At 67.3% G+C, this 15,189-nt stretch carries 15 protein-coding genes and 1 tRNA gene; 10 read left to right on the plus strand and 6 right to left on the minus strand.

Going from position 1 to position 15,189, the window contains the following annotated elements; genetic code table 11:
* Window positions 1–5 precede the first annotated feature (5 nt).
* The gene (locus BOSE125_RS12150) at window positions 6–464 is read right to left on the minus strand and encodes a DUF1801 domain-containing protein (protein WP_159552873.1); all 459 of its coding nucleotides are present in this window, start codon (window positions 462–464) and stop codon (window positions 6–8) included.
* A gap of 197 nt (window positions 465–661) precedes the next feature.
* Window positions 662–734: transfer RNA gene (locus BOSE125_RS12155), tRNA-Ala, on the minus strand.
* A gap of 468 nt (window positions 735–1,202) precedes the next feature.
* Here BOSE125_RS12155 and BOSE125_RS12160 point away from each other — a divergent pair.
* The 8 genes from BOSE125_RS12160 to BOSE125_RS12190 all read left to right on the plus strand — a co-directional run bounded on the left by BOSE125_RS12160 (window position 1,203) and on the right by BOSE125_RS12190 (window position 10,403).
* Window positions 1,203–2,957, plus strand: a complete 1,755-nt coding sequence (locus BOSE125_RS12160; protein ID WP_159552875.1) for a sodium:solute symporter family protein — start codon at window positions 1,203–1,205, stop codon at window positions 2,955–2,957.
* 30 nt (window positions 2,958–2,987) lie between these two features.
* Window positions 2,988–3,119: a putative transporter small subunit gene (locus tag BOSE125_RS17985; RefSeq protein ID WP_236557966.1), complete on the plus strand. Its 132-nt coding sequence runs from the start codon at window positions 2,988–2,990 to the stop codon at window positions 3,117–3,119.
* Between the two features lie 155 nt (window positions 3,120–3,274).
* Window positions 3,275–3,973 (plus strand): TetR/AcrR family transcriptional regulator, encoded by a 699-nt coding sequence (locus tag BOSE125_RS12165; protein ID WP_159552877.1) that lies wholly within the window; start codon window positions 3,275–3,277, stop codon window positions 3,971–3,973.
* A 117-nt stretch (window positions 3,974–4,090) separates the two neighbouring features.
* The gene (locus tag BOSE125_RS12170) at window positions 4,091–5,758 is read left to right on the plus strand and encodes a class I adenylate-forming enzyme family protein (protein WP_159552879.1); all 1,668 of its coding nucleotides are present in this window, start codon (window positions 4,091–4,093) and stop codon (window positions 5,756–5,758) included.
* Window positions 5,755–6,525: an SDR family oxidoreductase gene (locus BOSE125_RS12175; RefSeq protein ID WP_159552881.1), complete on the plus strand. Its 771-nt coding sequence runs from the start codon at window positions 5,755–5,757 to the stop codon at window positions 6,523–6,525. The genes BOSE125_RS12170 and BOSE125_RS12175 overlap by 4 nt, the downstream gene beginning before the upstream one ends.
* Before the next feature lie 97 nt (window positions 6,526–6,622).
* Window positions 6,623–7,885: an acyl-CoA dehydrogenase family protein gene (locus tag BOSE125_RS12180; RefSeq protein WP_159552883.1), complete on the plus strand. Its 1,263-nt coding sequence runs from the start codon at window positions 6,623–6,625 to the stop codon at window positions 7,883–7,885.
* Window positions 7,885–8,982: a phosphotransferase family protein gene (locus BOSE125_RS12185; RefSeq protein ID WP_159552885.1), complete on the plus strand. Its 1,098-nt coding sequence runs from the start codon at window positions 7,885–7,887 to the stop codon at window positions 8,980–8,982. Before BOSE125_RS12180 ends, BOSE125_RS12185 begins: the two co-directional genes overlap by 1 nt.
* 80 nt (window positions 8,983–9,062) lie before the next feature.
* On the plus strand, window positions 9,063–10,403 hold the full coding sequence (locus BOSE125_RS12190) for an MFS transporter (RefSeq protein WP_159552887.1): 1,341 nt from the start codon (window positions 9,063–9,065) through the stop codon (window positions 10,401–10,403).
* A gap of 85 nt (window positions 10,404–10,488) precedes the next feature.
* Here the strand turns inward: BOSE125_RS12190 and BOSE125_RS12195 are convergent, their stop codons facing one another.
* Window positions 10,489–10,989 (minus strand): DUF456 domain-containing protein, encoded by a 501-nt coding sequence (locus BOSE125_RS12195; RefSeq protein WP_159552889.1) that lies wholly within the window; start codon window positions 10,987–10,989, stop codon window positions 10,489–10,491.
* A gap of 63 nt (window positions 10,990–11,052) precedes the next feature.
* Between BOSE125_RS12195 and ald the strand changes: the two genes are divergently transcribed.
* On the plus strand, window positions 11,053–12,192 hold the full coding sequence (gene ald, locus BOSE125_RS12200) for an alanine dehydrogenase (protein WP_159552891.1): 1,140 nt from the start codon (window positions 11,053–11,055) through the stop codon (window positions 12,190–12,192).
* Here the strand turns inward: ald and BOSE125_RS12205 are convergent.
* Window positions 12,159–12,704 (minus strand): DedA family protein, encoded by a 546-nt coding sequence (locus BOSE125_RS12205; RefSeq protein ID WP_159552893.1) that lies wholly within the window; start codon window positions 12,702–12,704, stop codon window positions 12,159–12,161. The two genes, ald and BOSE125_RS12205, sit on opposite strands and share 34 nt — an antisense overlap.
* Window positions 12,705–12,744: 40 nt before the next feature.
* On the opposite strand from BOSE125_RS12205, the gene BOSE125_RS12210 reads away from it, so the two are divergent.
* The gene (locus tag BOSE125_RS12210) at window positions 12,745–13,470 is read left to right on the plus strand and encodes a GerMN domain-containing protein (protein ID WP_159552895.1); all 726 of its coding nucleotides are present in this window, start codon (window positions 12,745–12,747) and stop codon (window positions 13,468–13,470) included.
* Between the two features lie 31 nt (window positions 13,471–13,501).
* Here the strand turns inward: BOSE125_RS12210 and pdxT are convergent, their stop codons facing one another.
* Together pdxT and pdxS are read right to left on the minus strand one after the other, a co-directional pair.
* Window positions 13,502–14,137, minus strand: a complete 636-nt coding sequence (gene pdxT / locus BOSE125_RS12215; protein WP_159552897.1) for a pyridoxal 5'-phosphate synthase glutaminase subunit PdxT — start codon at window positions 14,135–14,137, stop codon at window positions 13,502–13,504.
* A gap of 49 nt (window positions 14,138–14,186) precedes the next feature.
* Window positions 14,187–15,179 carry a pyridoxal 5'-phosphate synthase lyase subunit PdxS gene (pdxS, locus tag BOSE125_RS12220; protein ID WP_256375979.1) on the minus strand — a complete coding sequence of 331 codons (993 nt, stop codon included), beginning with the start codon at window positions 15,177–15,179 and terminating at the stop codon, window positions 14,187–14,189.
* Window positions 15,180–15,189 lie beyond the last annotated feature (10 nt).

The raw sequence follows: 15,189 nt of genomic DNA on the forward strand, positions 1-15,189 counted from the left end.
GCCCGTTATTCCGGTGCCGCCGCGCGCCGGACGACGTCTGCAAGCCGCTCCCAGGCCGCCTCGGTCGGATCGATGAGGGCGTAGGAGGTCGGCCAGAAACCATCAGCCTCGTCGAGCGCCGCCTTCGAACTGACACCGAAGGTCGAATAGCGGTCCTTGTCCATCTGCCCGCTGCGGAAGAAGACCACGACCTTCCCGTCCCGGTTGTACCCGGGCTGACCGTAGTAAAGCTTGGGCGCCAAGTCAGGGGCGACCGTGGCGACGATCAAGTGCAGCCGTTCCGCCATCTCCCGGTCCCCTTCGGGCATCTGCGCGATCTTCGCGAGAAGGTCCGCTTCGTCGGCAGCCGCCTTCTTCGCCCCCTTGGCCCGCTTGGCGTCGGCCTTCAGTTCGGCAGCACGCTCCTTCATCGCGGCCCGCTCCTGCGCGGAGAATCCTCCTGGGGTGTCACCCTTGGTCGTCATCGTCGCTTCTCCTCGGTCTCACCTGGTTGGTGCCGACCACACTAACGGCGGTGCCGCCCGGCGCGCTTCTCCATTCCTGACTGGTTCGCCGTGCAAACCAGCGCGCGCTTGAGATCCTCAAGACATGAGAAACGGGAGCCCGGCCGATGGCCGGACTCCCGTTCAACTGTCACCGATGACTCGACTCAGGACAAATGTGGAGCCTAGGGGAATCGAACCCCTGACCTCTTCATTGCGAACGAAACGCTCTACCAACTGAGCTAAGGCCCCGCGAATCCCGACGCATCGCCGGAAGGCGCTCAGCCATCATACTCCGTCACTGCCCACCCTTCGAATTCTCAGACACCCCCGCGCTTTCACGCCCTCCCGCGACCAGCCCAGAGCCGGCCCGCGACCGCCTGTGAAGACGCTGGAAAATCCTTTCTGACAAGGCGTTTTACTCCAAGATCAGCCACTCGAACTGGTATTGCGGTTGCAAACATGAGAGACTTCAGCGGTTGGCTTCATCGCCAACGCCGGTGTGAGAGAGCCCAGCAGGGTGCATGGAAACGACATGCAGACCCGCTGAAATGGCTCCCGCCGGAGGCGGCCAGAAGGGCCGCCGCGAGACCCGAATGGGCCATCGCACGCGGCCCGAGGGGGCCGTCGGTAGCCGGAGACGGCTACGTACCACGGTCCGCGGGGGCCGAGTACCAGTCCCCGGGCCGCTGTCATTGTCGCCGAGATGAAAGGACCGGGATGCCACCCGCTCAGGAGATCAACCAACTAGGAATCATGGCAGTGGTGTTACTGCTGGTGCTCTTCTACGGCGGAACCATGTGGATGTCCGTGGGCATCAGCCGGAAGAAGGAGAACGCCGACGGCTACATGACAGCCGGTAACAACATCGGATTCGGCATCTCGGCGGCATCGATGACCGCCACCTGGATCTGGGCCTCGTCCATGTACGCGTCCGCCACCGCGGGCTACACGTACGGCATCTCCGGCCCCATCCACTACGGGCTCTGGGGAGCCCTGATGATCCTCTTCATCTACCCCTTCGGCAAGCGCATCCGCAAGGTTGCCCCGAAGGCCCATACCTTGGCCGAGGTCATGTACGCACGCCACGGACGGTCCTCCCAGTTGATGCTGGCCGGATCCAACGTCCTGGGGTCACTGATCTCGTTGACCTCCAACTTCATCGCCGGCGGCGCCCTGATCTCGATGCTGTCCCCGCTGAGCTTCGGTGCGGGCATCGTGATCGTGGCCGCGGGAGTGCTGATGTATACCCTGTGGTCCGGCTTCCGAGCCTCCGTGCTGACCGACTTCGCCCAGGTGATGTTCATGCTCGGCGCGGCCGTCATCATCATCCCCGTGATCTTCTTCGTGGCCGGCGGACCGGGCATGTTCGAGGCCGGCGTGGCCGCCGGCAACGTCACCCCTCAGCAGGAGAACTTCTTCTCCTCCGAGGCCTTCATGAACCAGGGTGCCCCGTACATCGCGGCCGTCCTCGCCTATGCCATCGGCAACCAGACCATCGCGCAGCGCCTGTTCGCCGTGCGGGAGGATCTCATCAAGCCGACCTTCGTGACCGCCACCATCGGCTACGGCGGCGCCGTGATCGGCGTCGGCATGCTCGGTGTCATGGCCCTCTACCTGGGCATCGAACCCATGAACGGGGACGTCAACAACCTCATCCCGCAGATGGCCGGCACCTACCTCGGCCCGATCCTGTTGGGCCTGGCGTTCATCATGATCATCGGCGCCCTGTCCTCCACCGCCGACTCGGACCTGGCCGCCCTATCCTCCATCGTCATGGCGGACATCTACGGCCAGTCGGTCGGCAAGAAGAAGGCCAACCCGAAGACCATGCTGTTGGTCGGCCGCATCAGCATGATCGTGGCCACGGGCGCAGGGTTGTATTTCGCCACGGCGCAGTTCAACATCCTCGATCTGCTGGTGTTCGTCGGTGCCCTGTGGGGCTGCCTGGTGTTCCCGGTCATCGCCTCGTTCTACTGGCCGAAGGTCACCAACGCGGCCTTCTCCGTCTCGGTGCTCGCCGCCCTCGTGGCGTTCCTGCCGGTGCGCTTCGAGTGGATCCCGTTCACCGGCGCCCTCGGCTTCAGCGTCGAGCTGTTGGCCACAGTCGGCATCGGCGTGGTGCTGGGCATCATGTCCTTCGGGTTCTTCGGCCTGAAGCCGGCGATCTGGGTCGGCGGGATCGCCACCGTGGCAGCCGCGCCCTTCACATTCGCCGGGATCTTCACCGACGGTCTCCGCGACTACACCGTGCTCTCCGCCTCGCTGGTCGCCTACGCGGTGTCCTTCCTGGTCTGCTACCTGATGTCGGTCCGATCCAAGCAGGACTTCGACTTCGACGTCATCAAGGACATCACCGGCGACTTCGACCCGGAGACCCCGCAGACAGCCGAGCAGATCGTGGCGGCAGCCGCTGCCGTTAAGGCCTCAGAGGCCTCCGGCGGATCCACCTCGGCCGACTCCCAGCGCGACTGACCGTCCGCGACGAACCAGAAAGGAACCACCATGACAACAGTTCTGCTGACTGTGTACATCCTGATGTGGCCCGTGATCGTGGCCTTCGTCCTGTTCTTCATCGCCCGCGGATTCTTCCGCGACGTCTCGGAGTCCAAGAAGGCGGGCCGCCCGATCATCTGATCGGCTTCATCCCCACCAACGACGGCGGCGCGTCACCTTCAGAAGGTGACGCGCCGGCGTCGTTGTTCGGCCCCTTTGCTTCGCCGTCCATCCCACGCAGGACATCGACGCCCCTAGGATGACTTCCAACCCGCACCAGGAAGATTCAGGGAGACATGACCACACGTTCACGCCGAACACCCCGCAACCCACCCCCTGAGGTGGCGCCCCGCACCCCGGCGGAACCGTCCTCCTGGCGGGATTACCGGCACGATCTCCTGCCACCCCTTCTGAGCAGCGCGCTGAAGAGCTTCACGGGACACGGTTACCACGGCACGACGATCCGTCAGCTGGCGGAAGGAGCCGGATTGTCCGTGCCCGGGCTTTACCACCACTACCCGTCGAAGCATGCCCTGCTGGTGGCCATCATGTCGCACGCCATGAACGACCTGTGGGACCGCAGCAACGCCGCTATCGCAGAGGCCGGCGATTCCGTCGCCCTGCAGTTCCACCATCTGGTTGAATGCCTTGTCCTGTTCCACGCCAGCAGACGGGACCTGGCCTTCATCGCCTTCAGCGAGATCCGCAGCCTGAATCCGGACGCCCGCGAACATCACATCGCCGCCCGCGACCGGCAGCAACGCCTCTTGGACGCGATCGTCGACCGCGGAGTCCGAGACGGGGTCTTCACCTCAGAGGATCCGCATCTACTGAGCACCGCAGTGATCACCATGTGCACCGGCGTGTCCCAGTGGTTCCAGCCCGAGGGAGCCCAAAGCCCTGCGCAACTGGCGGAGAAGTACTGCTTGATTGCCGGCCGCGCCGCCGGCACTACGACCACCTCCGTCGAGCCACTGCGGTCGCACCAGCCGTAACCAAGCCGGGCCGCCACGCTGTTGACACATTTCATGAGCTAGATCACACTGGCTGGTACCGAGCGATCGATCGGTCGGCATGGGAACCGAACGCCGATGACCAGAAATGAGCCAAGCATGGAAACCACGGCAACCCACCGTTGGGCCGGCCTCTACCCCCAGGGGGTCGGTGCCACCCACGTGGTCACCGCAGCATCCCTCGCTGAAGCGTGGCGCCTCCGGGTCGCGTCCAATCCGGGCAGCAAGGCCATTGCCTACTTCGATGGCGAACTGACGGCGCGCGAGGTCGATGAGCTCTCCGATGCCTTGGCCGTCGCCCTGGCCGACCGGGGCGTCTCCCACGGGGACCGCATCGGAATCCAGCTGCAGAACATCCCGCAGTACGCTCTCGCGCTGGTGGCCCTGTGGAAGCTCGGTGCCATCGGCGTGCTCCTCAATCCGATGTACCAGGGCCGAGAACTGCGGCACCTCATCGACGACTCCGGTGCCCGAGGCCTGATCGTCGACGATCTCCTCTACGCCGGCACGGCCGACACCGCCCAGGAGAGCTCCGTGGAGTGGATCATCTCCACCTCCGGGCGAGCCTTCCAGACACGCAATGATCCACGTGTCTTCTCCCCGGGCGAGCGGGGCAGGACCTCCCCGGACGGGGACCTGGTCATGCTTCTGGAGCAGTTCTCGGGCCAGGCCCCGGCACCCCTGGAACTCAGCCAAGATGATGTCGCGCTGCTGACCTACACGTCCGGAACCACCGGCCCGCCCAAGGGCGCGATGAACACCCACGGCAACATCCTGAACGTCGCCGAGACCACGGCCTCCTGGATGGGGCTGGCCCCCGAAGACGCAGTGCTGGCCGTGGCACCCCTGTTCCACATCACCGGCGCCGTGATCGACGCAGTCACGCCGCTACTGCACGACACCACCTTGGTGCTGGTCAACCGGACCCAGCCCGAGGTGGTGGTGGATGCCTTCAAGGAGCACGGCGTCACGTGCACCACCGGCTCGATCACGGTCTTCAACGCCATCGAGCGGGTTGACGTGGCCACTGCGGCGCATTTCTCCTCCACCAAGAACTTGTATTCGGGTGGCGCCCCGATCCCCCCGTCCACCGTGGAGAAGTTCGAGCGGCGCTTCGGGCAGTACATCCACAACATCTTCGGGATGACCGAAACCACCTCCGCCGTCATCGCGGTCCCCCCTGGGACCAGGGCTCCCGTGGACCCGTCCAGTGGAAGCCTGTCCATCGGCTTGCCGATGCCGAACATCGAGGCTCGAATTATCGACCCGGACGGCAAGCCGCTCCTGGCCGGCGAGCAGGGCGAACTTGAACTCTCCGGCCCGCAGATCGTGCCGGGCTACTGGAACAACCCGGAGGCCACGGAACACGCCATGCCGGGCGGTCGATTGCGCACCGGCGACGTGTCCATCATGGACGAGGACGGTTGGGTGTACATCGTTGACCGCCTGAAGGACCAGATCAACGTCTCCGGTTACAAGGTCTGGCCCCGCGAGGTCGAGGACATCCTCTACGAACACCCGGCCGTGTTCGAGGCCGCCGTGGTCGGCGCGCCGGACGAGTACAGGGGCGAGACGGTGGTCGCCTACGTCACCGTCCGTGGCGGGACTGAAGTGACGGAGCAGGAGATCATCGACTTCGCCAAGTCGCGCCTGGCCGCCTACAAGTACCCGCGCAACGTCCACATCATCGACGACCTCCCCAAGACCCAGACGGGGAAGATCCGCCGCCGCGCCCTGCGTGACGGCCTGAAGGAAGGCCACCAGTGACCCACGTCAACGATCTGCAAGGAAAGACGGCCATCGTCACCGGGGCGAGCCGCGGCATCGGCCTGGGCATCGTCCAGGAGCTGGTGGCCCGCGGCGCGAAGGTCTGCCTCACGGCCCGGACGCCGGAGCCCCTCGACGAGGCCGTCCGATCCCTCCCTGAGGGCTCAGCGATCTCCGTGGCCGGCAAATCTCATAATCCCGAGCACCGGCAGCAGGTCCTGGATACGGTGGCCCGGGAGTTCGGTGGCCTGGACATCCTGGTCAACAATGCCGGCATCAACCCGGTGTACGGGCCCCTCGCCGAGCTGGACCTGGATGCGGCCCGGAAGGTCTTCGAGGTCAATGTCTTCGGGACCCTGGCGTGGGTCCAGGCGGTGCTGAGGCATCCGGAGTTGGCGTTCCGGGAGCGTGGCGGACGGATTGTGAACCTGTCCTCCGTGACCGGTGAGACGCCCTCCACCGGCATCGGTCTCTATGGCATCAGCAAGGCGGCCGTGTCCCATCTGACCCGAACGCTCGCGGTCGAGCTGGGACCGGAGATCCGTGTGAACGCGGTGGCCCCGGCCGTGGTCAAGACCGATTTCGCCAAGGCCCTCTACGAGGGCAAGGAGGACGAGGTCGCCAGCCAGTACCCACTGGGCCGTCTCGGCACTCCACAGGACATCGCACAGGCCGTGGGCTATCTGGTGTCCGACGAGTCCTCCTGGGTCACCGCCCAGGTGATCAACCTCGACGGCGGCCTGATCACCGCCGGCGGCACGGCCTGACCCCGTCCCGGACCGACGCCACACCCGCCCGACTCCCACAGCCCCCGGCTCCCGGCCCCCAGCCGGAGCGCCGCACCAGGACCGAAGGACTTTCACCATGACCCCAGAAGCCACCATCACCCGGCAAAACCAACAGACCGTCGAACAGCTCCGTCTCAAGGTCCGCGCCTTCATCCATGAGCACGTGATCCCGGCTGAACCGCGCCCCGGTGAGGAGCTCGACCGCGCCACCCTGCGGCGCCTGCAGGAGGCTGCCAAGGCCGCCGGAGTGTTCGCGCCACATGTCGGCGTCGAGTTCGGCGGGCAGGGCCTGTCGATCGAGCACTGGTCACCGGTGTTCCAGGAGGCCGGCTACTCCCCCATCGGCCCATCCGTCCTGAACTGCATGGCCCCGGATGAGGGCAACATGCACATGCTGGAGCTGATCGCCACCACGGAGCAGAAGGAACGGTTCCTCGTCCCACTCGCCCAGGGGCGGACCCGATCCTGCTTCGGCATGACGGAACCGCACCCTGGCGCCGGGTCAGATCCCGCCGCCCTCATGGCCACCGCACGCCGCGAGAGTGGCCAGTGGATCCTCAACGGCCACAAGCGGTTCTCCTCGGGGGCACACGGCGCCGGCTTCTGCATCTTCATGGCCGAGGCCGAGGCCACTGACTCCACCGCATCAGGCGCCACCATGTTCCTCGTGGACATGGACCATCCAGGGGTGCGGATCGGCGAGTCCATCCACACCATCGACAGGGCCATCGTCGGCGGCCATCCGCATCTCTACTTCGAGGATGTCAGGGTCACGGACGATGCCGTACTCGGCGAGGTCGGCCGCGGCAATGAGTACGCGCAGGTGCGGTTGGGGCCGGCCCGGCTGACCCACTGCATGCGCTGGCTCGGGCTGGCGCGCCGGTCCCTGGACATCGCCCTGGACCGGGCGGAGCGCCGCGAGCTCTTCGGTGCCGAGCTCTATACGCTCGGCCTGGCCCAGGAACTCATCGCCCAGTGCGAGATCGACATCGAGACGTCGGACGCCATCATCACCAAGACAGCCCTTCTTCTGGAGGAGGACTTCAAGAAGGGGTCCAATATGTCCTCCATCGCCAAGGTGTACTGCTCGGAGGCCGTCAACAGGGTCATCGACCGGTGCATCCAGATCTGTGGCGGAGACGGCGTGTCCGACGGCCTGCCCTTGGCCCAGTACCTCAACGAGGTCCGGCCCTTCCGGATCTATGACGGCTCCACCGAGACCCACAAGTTCGCCATCTCCCGCCGCGCCTCCTCCCGGCGACGCAAGGACGTCCAGGCCGGCGCCCGTTATCAAGGCGACGCCGTCATCCGGCAGGCACAGGCCGGGGGTGGGCACTGATGACCACCGTGACCCAGTCCCGTCCCGACGGCCTGGAGGTCGTGGCGACCGCAGCAGAAGCCCAACGGATGTCAACACCACCGTTGCTGGTGGTGGACGTTGTGACCGAGTTCCTCGATCAGCAGGCCCTCGGCACCGGCCCTCTGTCCTGGGAACGCATCGGTGACGGCCAGTCCAACATCACCTACCGGCTCCGCCGCGGGGCGGAGACGTTCGTGCTGCGCCGCGGCCCGCGGCCGCCATTGCCCAAGTCCACCCATGACATGGTCCGAGAGGCCCGCATCCAGCGGCTGCTCGGCGAACAGGGCGTCCCGGTGCCGACCATCCTGGCCATCTGCGAGGACGAATCGCTGCTCGGCGTCCCCTTCTACATCATGTCGTTTCTGCAGGGCATGGTCATCACCGACTCAGTCCCTCCTGTCCTGGATGCGCCGGTGCAGCGGGGGGAGACCAGCCGCTCTGTGGTGGACACGCTGAGCCAGTTGCACTCCGTGGATGTCACCACGGGCGAGCTGTCCGGATTGGGGCGGCCCGAGGGATACCTGAAGCGTCAGGTCCAGCGGTTCGCCGCCCTCTGGGATGTCAACACCACCCGCCAGTTGCCCCAGGTGCACCGAATCGCCGCCTGGCTGGAAGCCAACCTTCCGGAAACCCAGAAATCCTCCCTGGTCCACGGCGACTACCGCATGGGAAACCTCATGTTCGCCGACGAAGCCCCGGCCACCGTGATCGGCATCCTCGACTGGGAGATGTCCACCCTCGGCGACCCCCTGGCGGACCTCGGTTACCTGACAGCCACGTACACCGAAGCCGGTGATGTGCCCACGGTCATGGAACTCACCCCGGTCACCGCGGAACCCGGCTTCCTGACGAGGAAGCAGATCGTGACGAGGTACGCCGACCACAGCGGCCTCGATGTCTCCGCCCTGCCCTGGTACGAGACCCTCGCACTGTGGAAGTCCTCGATCTTCTGTGAGGCGATCTACACCCGTTGGCTCAAGGGCGAGCGCCCCCATGACACGACCTTCGGGCCCTCCCTCGAAGCCGGCATCCCGGCGCTACTGGACCGGGCCGAGTCCTTCATGGGCCGGCTCTAACCGCAACCGGCACCATCCGTTCCCCGCCCCTCCCAACCCTCCTGATTTCTCCCGACTCATCGGACTCGAAGGAGCCCACCATGACCTCACCACGCCAGACGTCTCCGGTCCTGACGCCGGCCGACACGGCAGTTCCCCGACAGTCGTCCGGTTCGAAGGTGCGCTCCATGTGGGCCAGCACCGTCGGCAACGTACTTGAGTGGTACGAATGGAGTGCCTACGCGGTCTTCGCCCCCTTCATCGCCGCCGTGATGTTCAATCCGGACAACCCCGTCTCGGCCCTGTTGTCCACGCTGGCAGTGTTCGCCGTCGGGTTCCTGATGCGTCCTTTGGGAGGCATCATCTTCGGCCGCATCGCGGACAAGAGAGGCCGCAAGTTCGTCCTGATCACCACCATGCTGGTCATGGCCGGCGGCAGCCTGGTCATCGGCCTGATGCCGACCTACGAGAGCCTCGGTGTATGGGCTTCGGTCATCCTCCTGCTGGCCCGCATGGCCCAGGGCTTTGCCCACGGCGGCGAATCGGCTACGGCCAACACCTATGTGGCGGAGATCGCCCCCCACCATCGCCGCGGTCAGTGGGGCAGCATCGTGTTCGTGGCGATCTTCGCCGGTTCGGTGCTCGCCTACACCGTTGGCGGCACCATCACCGCCACGCTGAGCGAGACCGCCGTCGGCGAATGGGGCTGGCGCATCCCGTTCATCCTCGGCGCCTTCCTAGCTCTGGCCGCCCTCTACCTCCGTAAGGGCATGGAGGAAAGCGACGTCTACCACGAGGTCAAGGAAGCCGCGGAGGCCGCCCAGGCCAGCGATGTCCCCGTCGCCCCGCTGCCGCGCAAGCAGGTCACCCGCGCCATCATCCTCATGGTCGCCATGACCTCCGGCATCACGGCCGCGCACTACACATGGACGTCGTACGCCTCGACCTACGCCATCACCCAGCAGGGCATGTCCGCCAACAGCGCCTACTGGGTGACCGTCGTCGCCCAACTCCTGGCTCTGGGGTCCCTACCGTTGTGGGGGCGCCTCTCGGACAAGGTCGGCCGCCGCCCCGTGCTGCTGTGCTTCGCCGGACTGATGGTCCTGCTCCAGTTCCCGCTGATGACCATGATCAACGCCGAGCCATGGACCTTGTTGGTCGCATCGACCGTCGCCTTGGTCGTGGTGGCCATGTCCGGCGCCCTGCTCTCCGCGGTACTGTCCGAGAACTTCCCCACGAGGATTCGAACCCAGGGCATCGGCTTCGCCTACTCCGTGTCTGTGGCCGTCTTCGGCGGCACCGCTCCGTACCTCAACGCCCAACTCATCGAGTGGGGCGTGGGTTGGATGTCCAACCTCTACATCATGGTGCTGTGCGTGGCCACCGCCATCGCCGTCTATATGCTCAAGGAGACCAAGGGCATCGACCTCAAGGATGCCTGACCGGCAAGGCGCAGAACAGCCCTCAATCACGACGGCGGCGCGTCACCTTCACAAGGTGACGCGCCGCCGTCGTTGTTCTGGCGCCTCAGCGGTTGAGGAAGTGCACCAGGGTGCCGATGGCGAAGGATGAGGCGGCCAGCGAGGCGCAGCCGAACTCCACGAGGATGCCGAGTCCCATGGACTTCAGCGCCTCCCAGGAGGAGCGCGCGGCGGCCCTGAGATCCCGCCGCCGGGCGAACTCCGCCGTCAGCAGGCCCACGGCGAAGCCGACGAAAAGCCCGATCACGGGGATGACGAACATGCCCACGATCGCGCACACCACGCCCACCAGGACGGGGCCGTTGGGGATCTGTTCGCGTTTCATCTTCCGGCCGGTCAGTACTGCTGACGCGCTCAGGCCGGCGATGGCCAGACCCGAACCGATGATCGCGGCGGTCCAGGCGGCGGGCGAGCCGAGGATCCAGGCCCAGCCGATGAGCGTGAGGACGGTCAGGATGGAGCCGGGCAGGATCGGGATGATGGTGCCGAGCACGGCTACGATCAACAGCAGCCCGGCGATGACGGTGGTGATGATCTCGTAGTCCACATGCCCAGTATGGTGCCGGAATCGCCCCTCCCCGAAACGGGCCCAGCAGGCTAACGTCGAATCATGCTGATCGGCGTCCCCACTGAAATCAAGAACAACGAGTTCCGCGTCGGCCTCACCCCCGTCGGCGTCACGGAGCTCGTCCACCACCAGCACGAGGTCATGGTCCAGTCCGGGGCCGGGCTCGGCTCGGGCACCCCGGACGAGGACTACCGGCAGGCCGGAGCCCGCATCGTGTCCACGGCCGAGGAGATCTGGGACCAGGCCGACCTGGTGCTCAAGGTCAAAGAGCCGGTGGGGCCGGAATGGCAGCTGATGCGCCGGGGGCAGACGCTGTTCACCTACCTGCATCTGGCCGCCGATCCGAAACTCACCCACGCCGTACTCGAGTCCGGTACCACCGCGATCGCCTACGAGACCGTCACCCGCGGCCCCGCCCTGCCGCTGCTGGCCCCCATGAGCCAGGTCGCCGGACGCCTAGCTCCCCTGGCCGGCGCCTACCACCTGACCCAGGCCCAGGGCGGCTCCGGCATCCTGATGAGCGGCGTGCCCGGAACCCGGCGGGCCCGCGTGGCGGTGATCGGGGCCGGCGTCGCCGGAGAGGCCGCCGCCGTGGTCGCCGCCGGCATGGGCGCCGACGTGACGGTGCTGGACATCAACCTCAACCGCCTCACCGAACTGGACACCGCGCACCAGGGGCGGTTGCACACGCTGGCCTCCTCGAAGATGCACATCGCCGAGACAGTGGCGGATGCCGACCTGGTGATCGGCTCGGTGCTCATCCCCGGTGCGGCCGCCCCCAAGCTGGTCACCGCGGACATGGTGGCGTCCATGCGCCCCGGCTCGGTGCTCGTGGACATCGCGATCGACCAGGGCGGCTGCTTCGAGAACTCCCGGCCCACCACCCACCAGGAGCCGACCTTCCGGGTGGGTGAGCAGATCTACTACTGCGTGGCCAACATCCCCGGGGCCGTTCCCCAGACCTCGACGGCGGCGCTCACCAACGCCACGCTGCCCTACATCCTGCGGATCGCCGACCACGGCTGGCGTGAGGCCCTCGCCGCGGACGAGGGGCTGCTGTCCGGGCTGAACGCCCACGAGGGCGTCCTCACCCACCCGGGGGTCACCGACGCCGTGGCCGGGCCGCTGGGGCTGGACCCGCAGCTGGACTACCGGCCGGCGTCGGACGTGGTGTCCGCCTGAACCTGGGCCGCCTGGCGGGCCCTGCGATCGTCACGCGAGGCGCGCAACCGAGCGAGGCCACCCGTACGCCAGAGGATCAGCACCACGACGCCGGCCAGCACCAGGACCAGCGCAAGCAGCGCCACCGGGCTGGCCAGGGCCGTGGTGATGACCGCCCAGACGACGGCCATGCCGATGGTCCCGTAGATGATGCCCCAGATCAGGGATCCGAGCAGGGCGGCGGGGATGAACCGGCGCCAACGCATGCGGGTCACGCCGGCCGTGGCGATGACAGCGGTCTGGATGCCCACGGTCAGGAAGCAGAAGGGGATGGCCCAGGGACCCCAGCGGTCGATGAACCGCATGGCGCGCAGGTAGACCGGGCCGGACATGTAGCGGCGCAGGGCGGTGTGCTCGGCCCCGGCGGCGATCCCCCGGCCGAGGGCGTAGGTGGCGGTGGAGCGGCACAGGGCGCCGCCCCAGAACAGAAGGATGGCCCAGACCAGCGGCAGAGAGGCGATCCAGTCCATCATGGGGCAAGTCTAGGCGCCAGCCTCGTCTAGGCTCAGGGGTATGAGTCAGACGCGAACCGCCCGACGCCCGCTCCTTGCCACTGCGGCCCTGACCGCCGTGCTGTCCCTCTGCCTGACCGCCTGCGGACCGGGCGGCGGCGAGGCCTCCGAGAGTCCCACCGCCACCCCGAGTGACACTGCCAGCGCCAGCGCCAGCGCGTCGGCCACGGCGTCGATGCCGGCAACGGAGTCAGCGTCGCCGAGCGATACTGCCACCCGTTCCCCCTCGGCCAGTTCGACCCCGTCCGGTTCCCCCTCCGCTGCACCGTCCGGCTCTGCGTCCGCCTCGGAGACCCCCCAGGGTGCCACGGAGGCCACCGTGTACTGGGTGGCGATGGACAACCTCGAGGGCATCGAGTTCCCGGGGTGTGGAGACAGCAGCCTGATGGAGTCCACCGCCCCGGTCTCGGGCGCCGGAGCCGTGGGTGACCCGTCCTTCGTGGAAGCCGGCCTCCAGGTGCTGCTGGACCAGACCGAGTACGAGGTCGGCTCCGGGCTGAGCAACTCGCTCTACCAGTCCGAGCTCGAGGTCACGGAGGTCTCCATCTCCGGCGACACCGTGACCGTGGACCTGACCGGCACCCCGGTCTCCTCCGGCACCTGCGACGATCCGCGCATCATCGCCCAGCTGGAGAACACCGCCCTGGCCAATGCCGGCGTCTACACCGCCGAGATCCTCCTCGACGGCACCCCGATCCAGGAGGCCATGAGCCAGAAGGGCTCCTGACCGCGGGACGGGACTGTGGGGATGGCTCCGGTCAGCGGATCACGCGCTCCAGGAAGTAGCGGTGGAAGGACCAGTCCCCAGTGACCTCCGGGTGGAAGCTCGTGGCGAGCAGACGGCCCTGCCGGACGGCCACGGGGACCTCCCCGGCCGGGTGCTCCGGATTCTCTGAGCGCGACGCCGGCACACTCGCCAGCACCTGCACGTCCGGTCCCGCGCGCAGCACCGCGGGGGCCCTGATGAAGACGGCGTGCACAGGGTCACCGGAGACCTCCGGCACCTCGAGGGCGGTCTCAAAGGACTCCACCTGCCCGCCGAAGGCATTGCGCTGCACGGTGATGTCCAGACCGCCGAAGCTCTGCTGCCCCACGATCGGGTTGGCGATCTCCTCGGCCAGCATGATCATCCCGGCGCACGTGCCGTAGACGGGCAGGCCCTCCCCGATCGCCTGCCCGATGGCCGGGGCCACGCCGAGCAGCCGGGAGAGCTTGTCCATCACGGAGGACTCCCCGCCGGGGATGACCAGGCCGTCCAGCCCGGCCAGGTCCGTGGCTGAACGCACCGGGCGGACGCGCGCGCCGAGCGCGGTCAGCACCCGCACGTGTTCGGCCACATCCCCCTGGAGGGCGAAGACGCCGACGAGGCTCCCTGCGTTGTGCCCACCGCTCACCGGTGCATCGTCCGGCCCAGGGCCCGGACCCGCACCGTCAGGCGAGTGGTCACCAACCGCGGTCGGCGAGGCGGTGCGGGGCGGGCAGGTCGCCGACGTTGATGCCGACCATCGCCTCGCCGAGACCGCGGGAGGCCTCGGCGACCGCGCCGGCGTCGTTGTACTGGGCCGTGGCGCGCACGATCGCGGCGGCACGGGCCGCGGGGTTGCCGGACTTGAAGATGCCCGAGCCCACGAAGACGCCGTCCGCGCCGAGCTGCATCATCAGCGCGGCATCGGCGGGCGTGGCCACCCCACCGGCGGTGAAGAGCACCACGGGCAGCGCGCCTTCGCGGGCCACCTCGGCCACGAGTTCGTAGGGTGCCTGAAGCTCCTTGGCGGCCACGTACAGCTCGTCCTTGCTCAGTGCGGACAGCTTCGCGATCTCACCGCGGATGGTGCGGATGTGCTTGACGGCCTCGGAGACATCCCCGGTGCCGGCCTCGCCCTTGGAACGGATCATGGCCGCGCCCTCGGTGATGCGGCGCAGGGCCTCACCGAGGTTGGTGGCGCCGCAGACGAAGGGGACGGTGAAGTCCCACTTGTCGATGTGGTTGATGTAGTCCGCCGGGGAGAGGACCTCGGACTCGTCGATGTAGTCGACCTTGAGCGCCTCCAGGACCTGGGCCTCCACGAAGTGGCCGATGCGGGCCTTGGCCATGACCGGGATGGAGACGGCCTCGACGATCCCGTCGATCAGGTCTGGATCGGACATGCGGGCCACGCCGCCCTGGGCGCGGATATCCGCGGGGACGCGTTCGAGGGCCATGACGGCCACGGCGCCGGCGTCCTCAGCGATCTTGGCCTGCTCGGCTGTGACCACGTCCATGATCACGCCGCCCTTGAGCATGTCCGCCAGTCCGCGCTTCACGCGGGCGGTGCCGGTGCGGGGCGAGCCCTGTCCGGAATCGGCGATGGAGCCCGGCGCCGGGGTGGAGGCGTCTGAGGTGTAGGAACCGATGGAGGACTCGGTGGGCTCAGTGGATTCAGGGGTGTTGTTCATGGTGTTCCTT

It is taken from the genome of Citricoccus sp. K5 (genome assembly GCF_902506195.1).
Lineage (GTDB): Bacteria > Actinomycetota > Actinomycetes > Actinomycetales > Micrococcaceae > Citricoccus.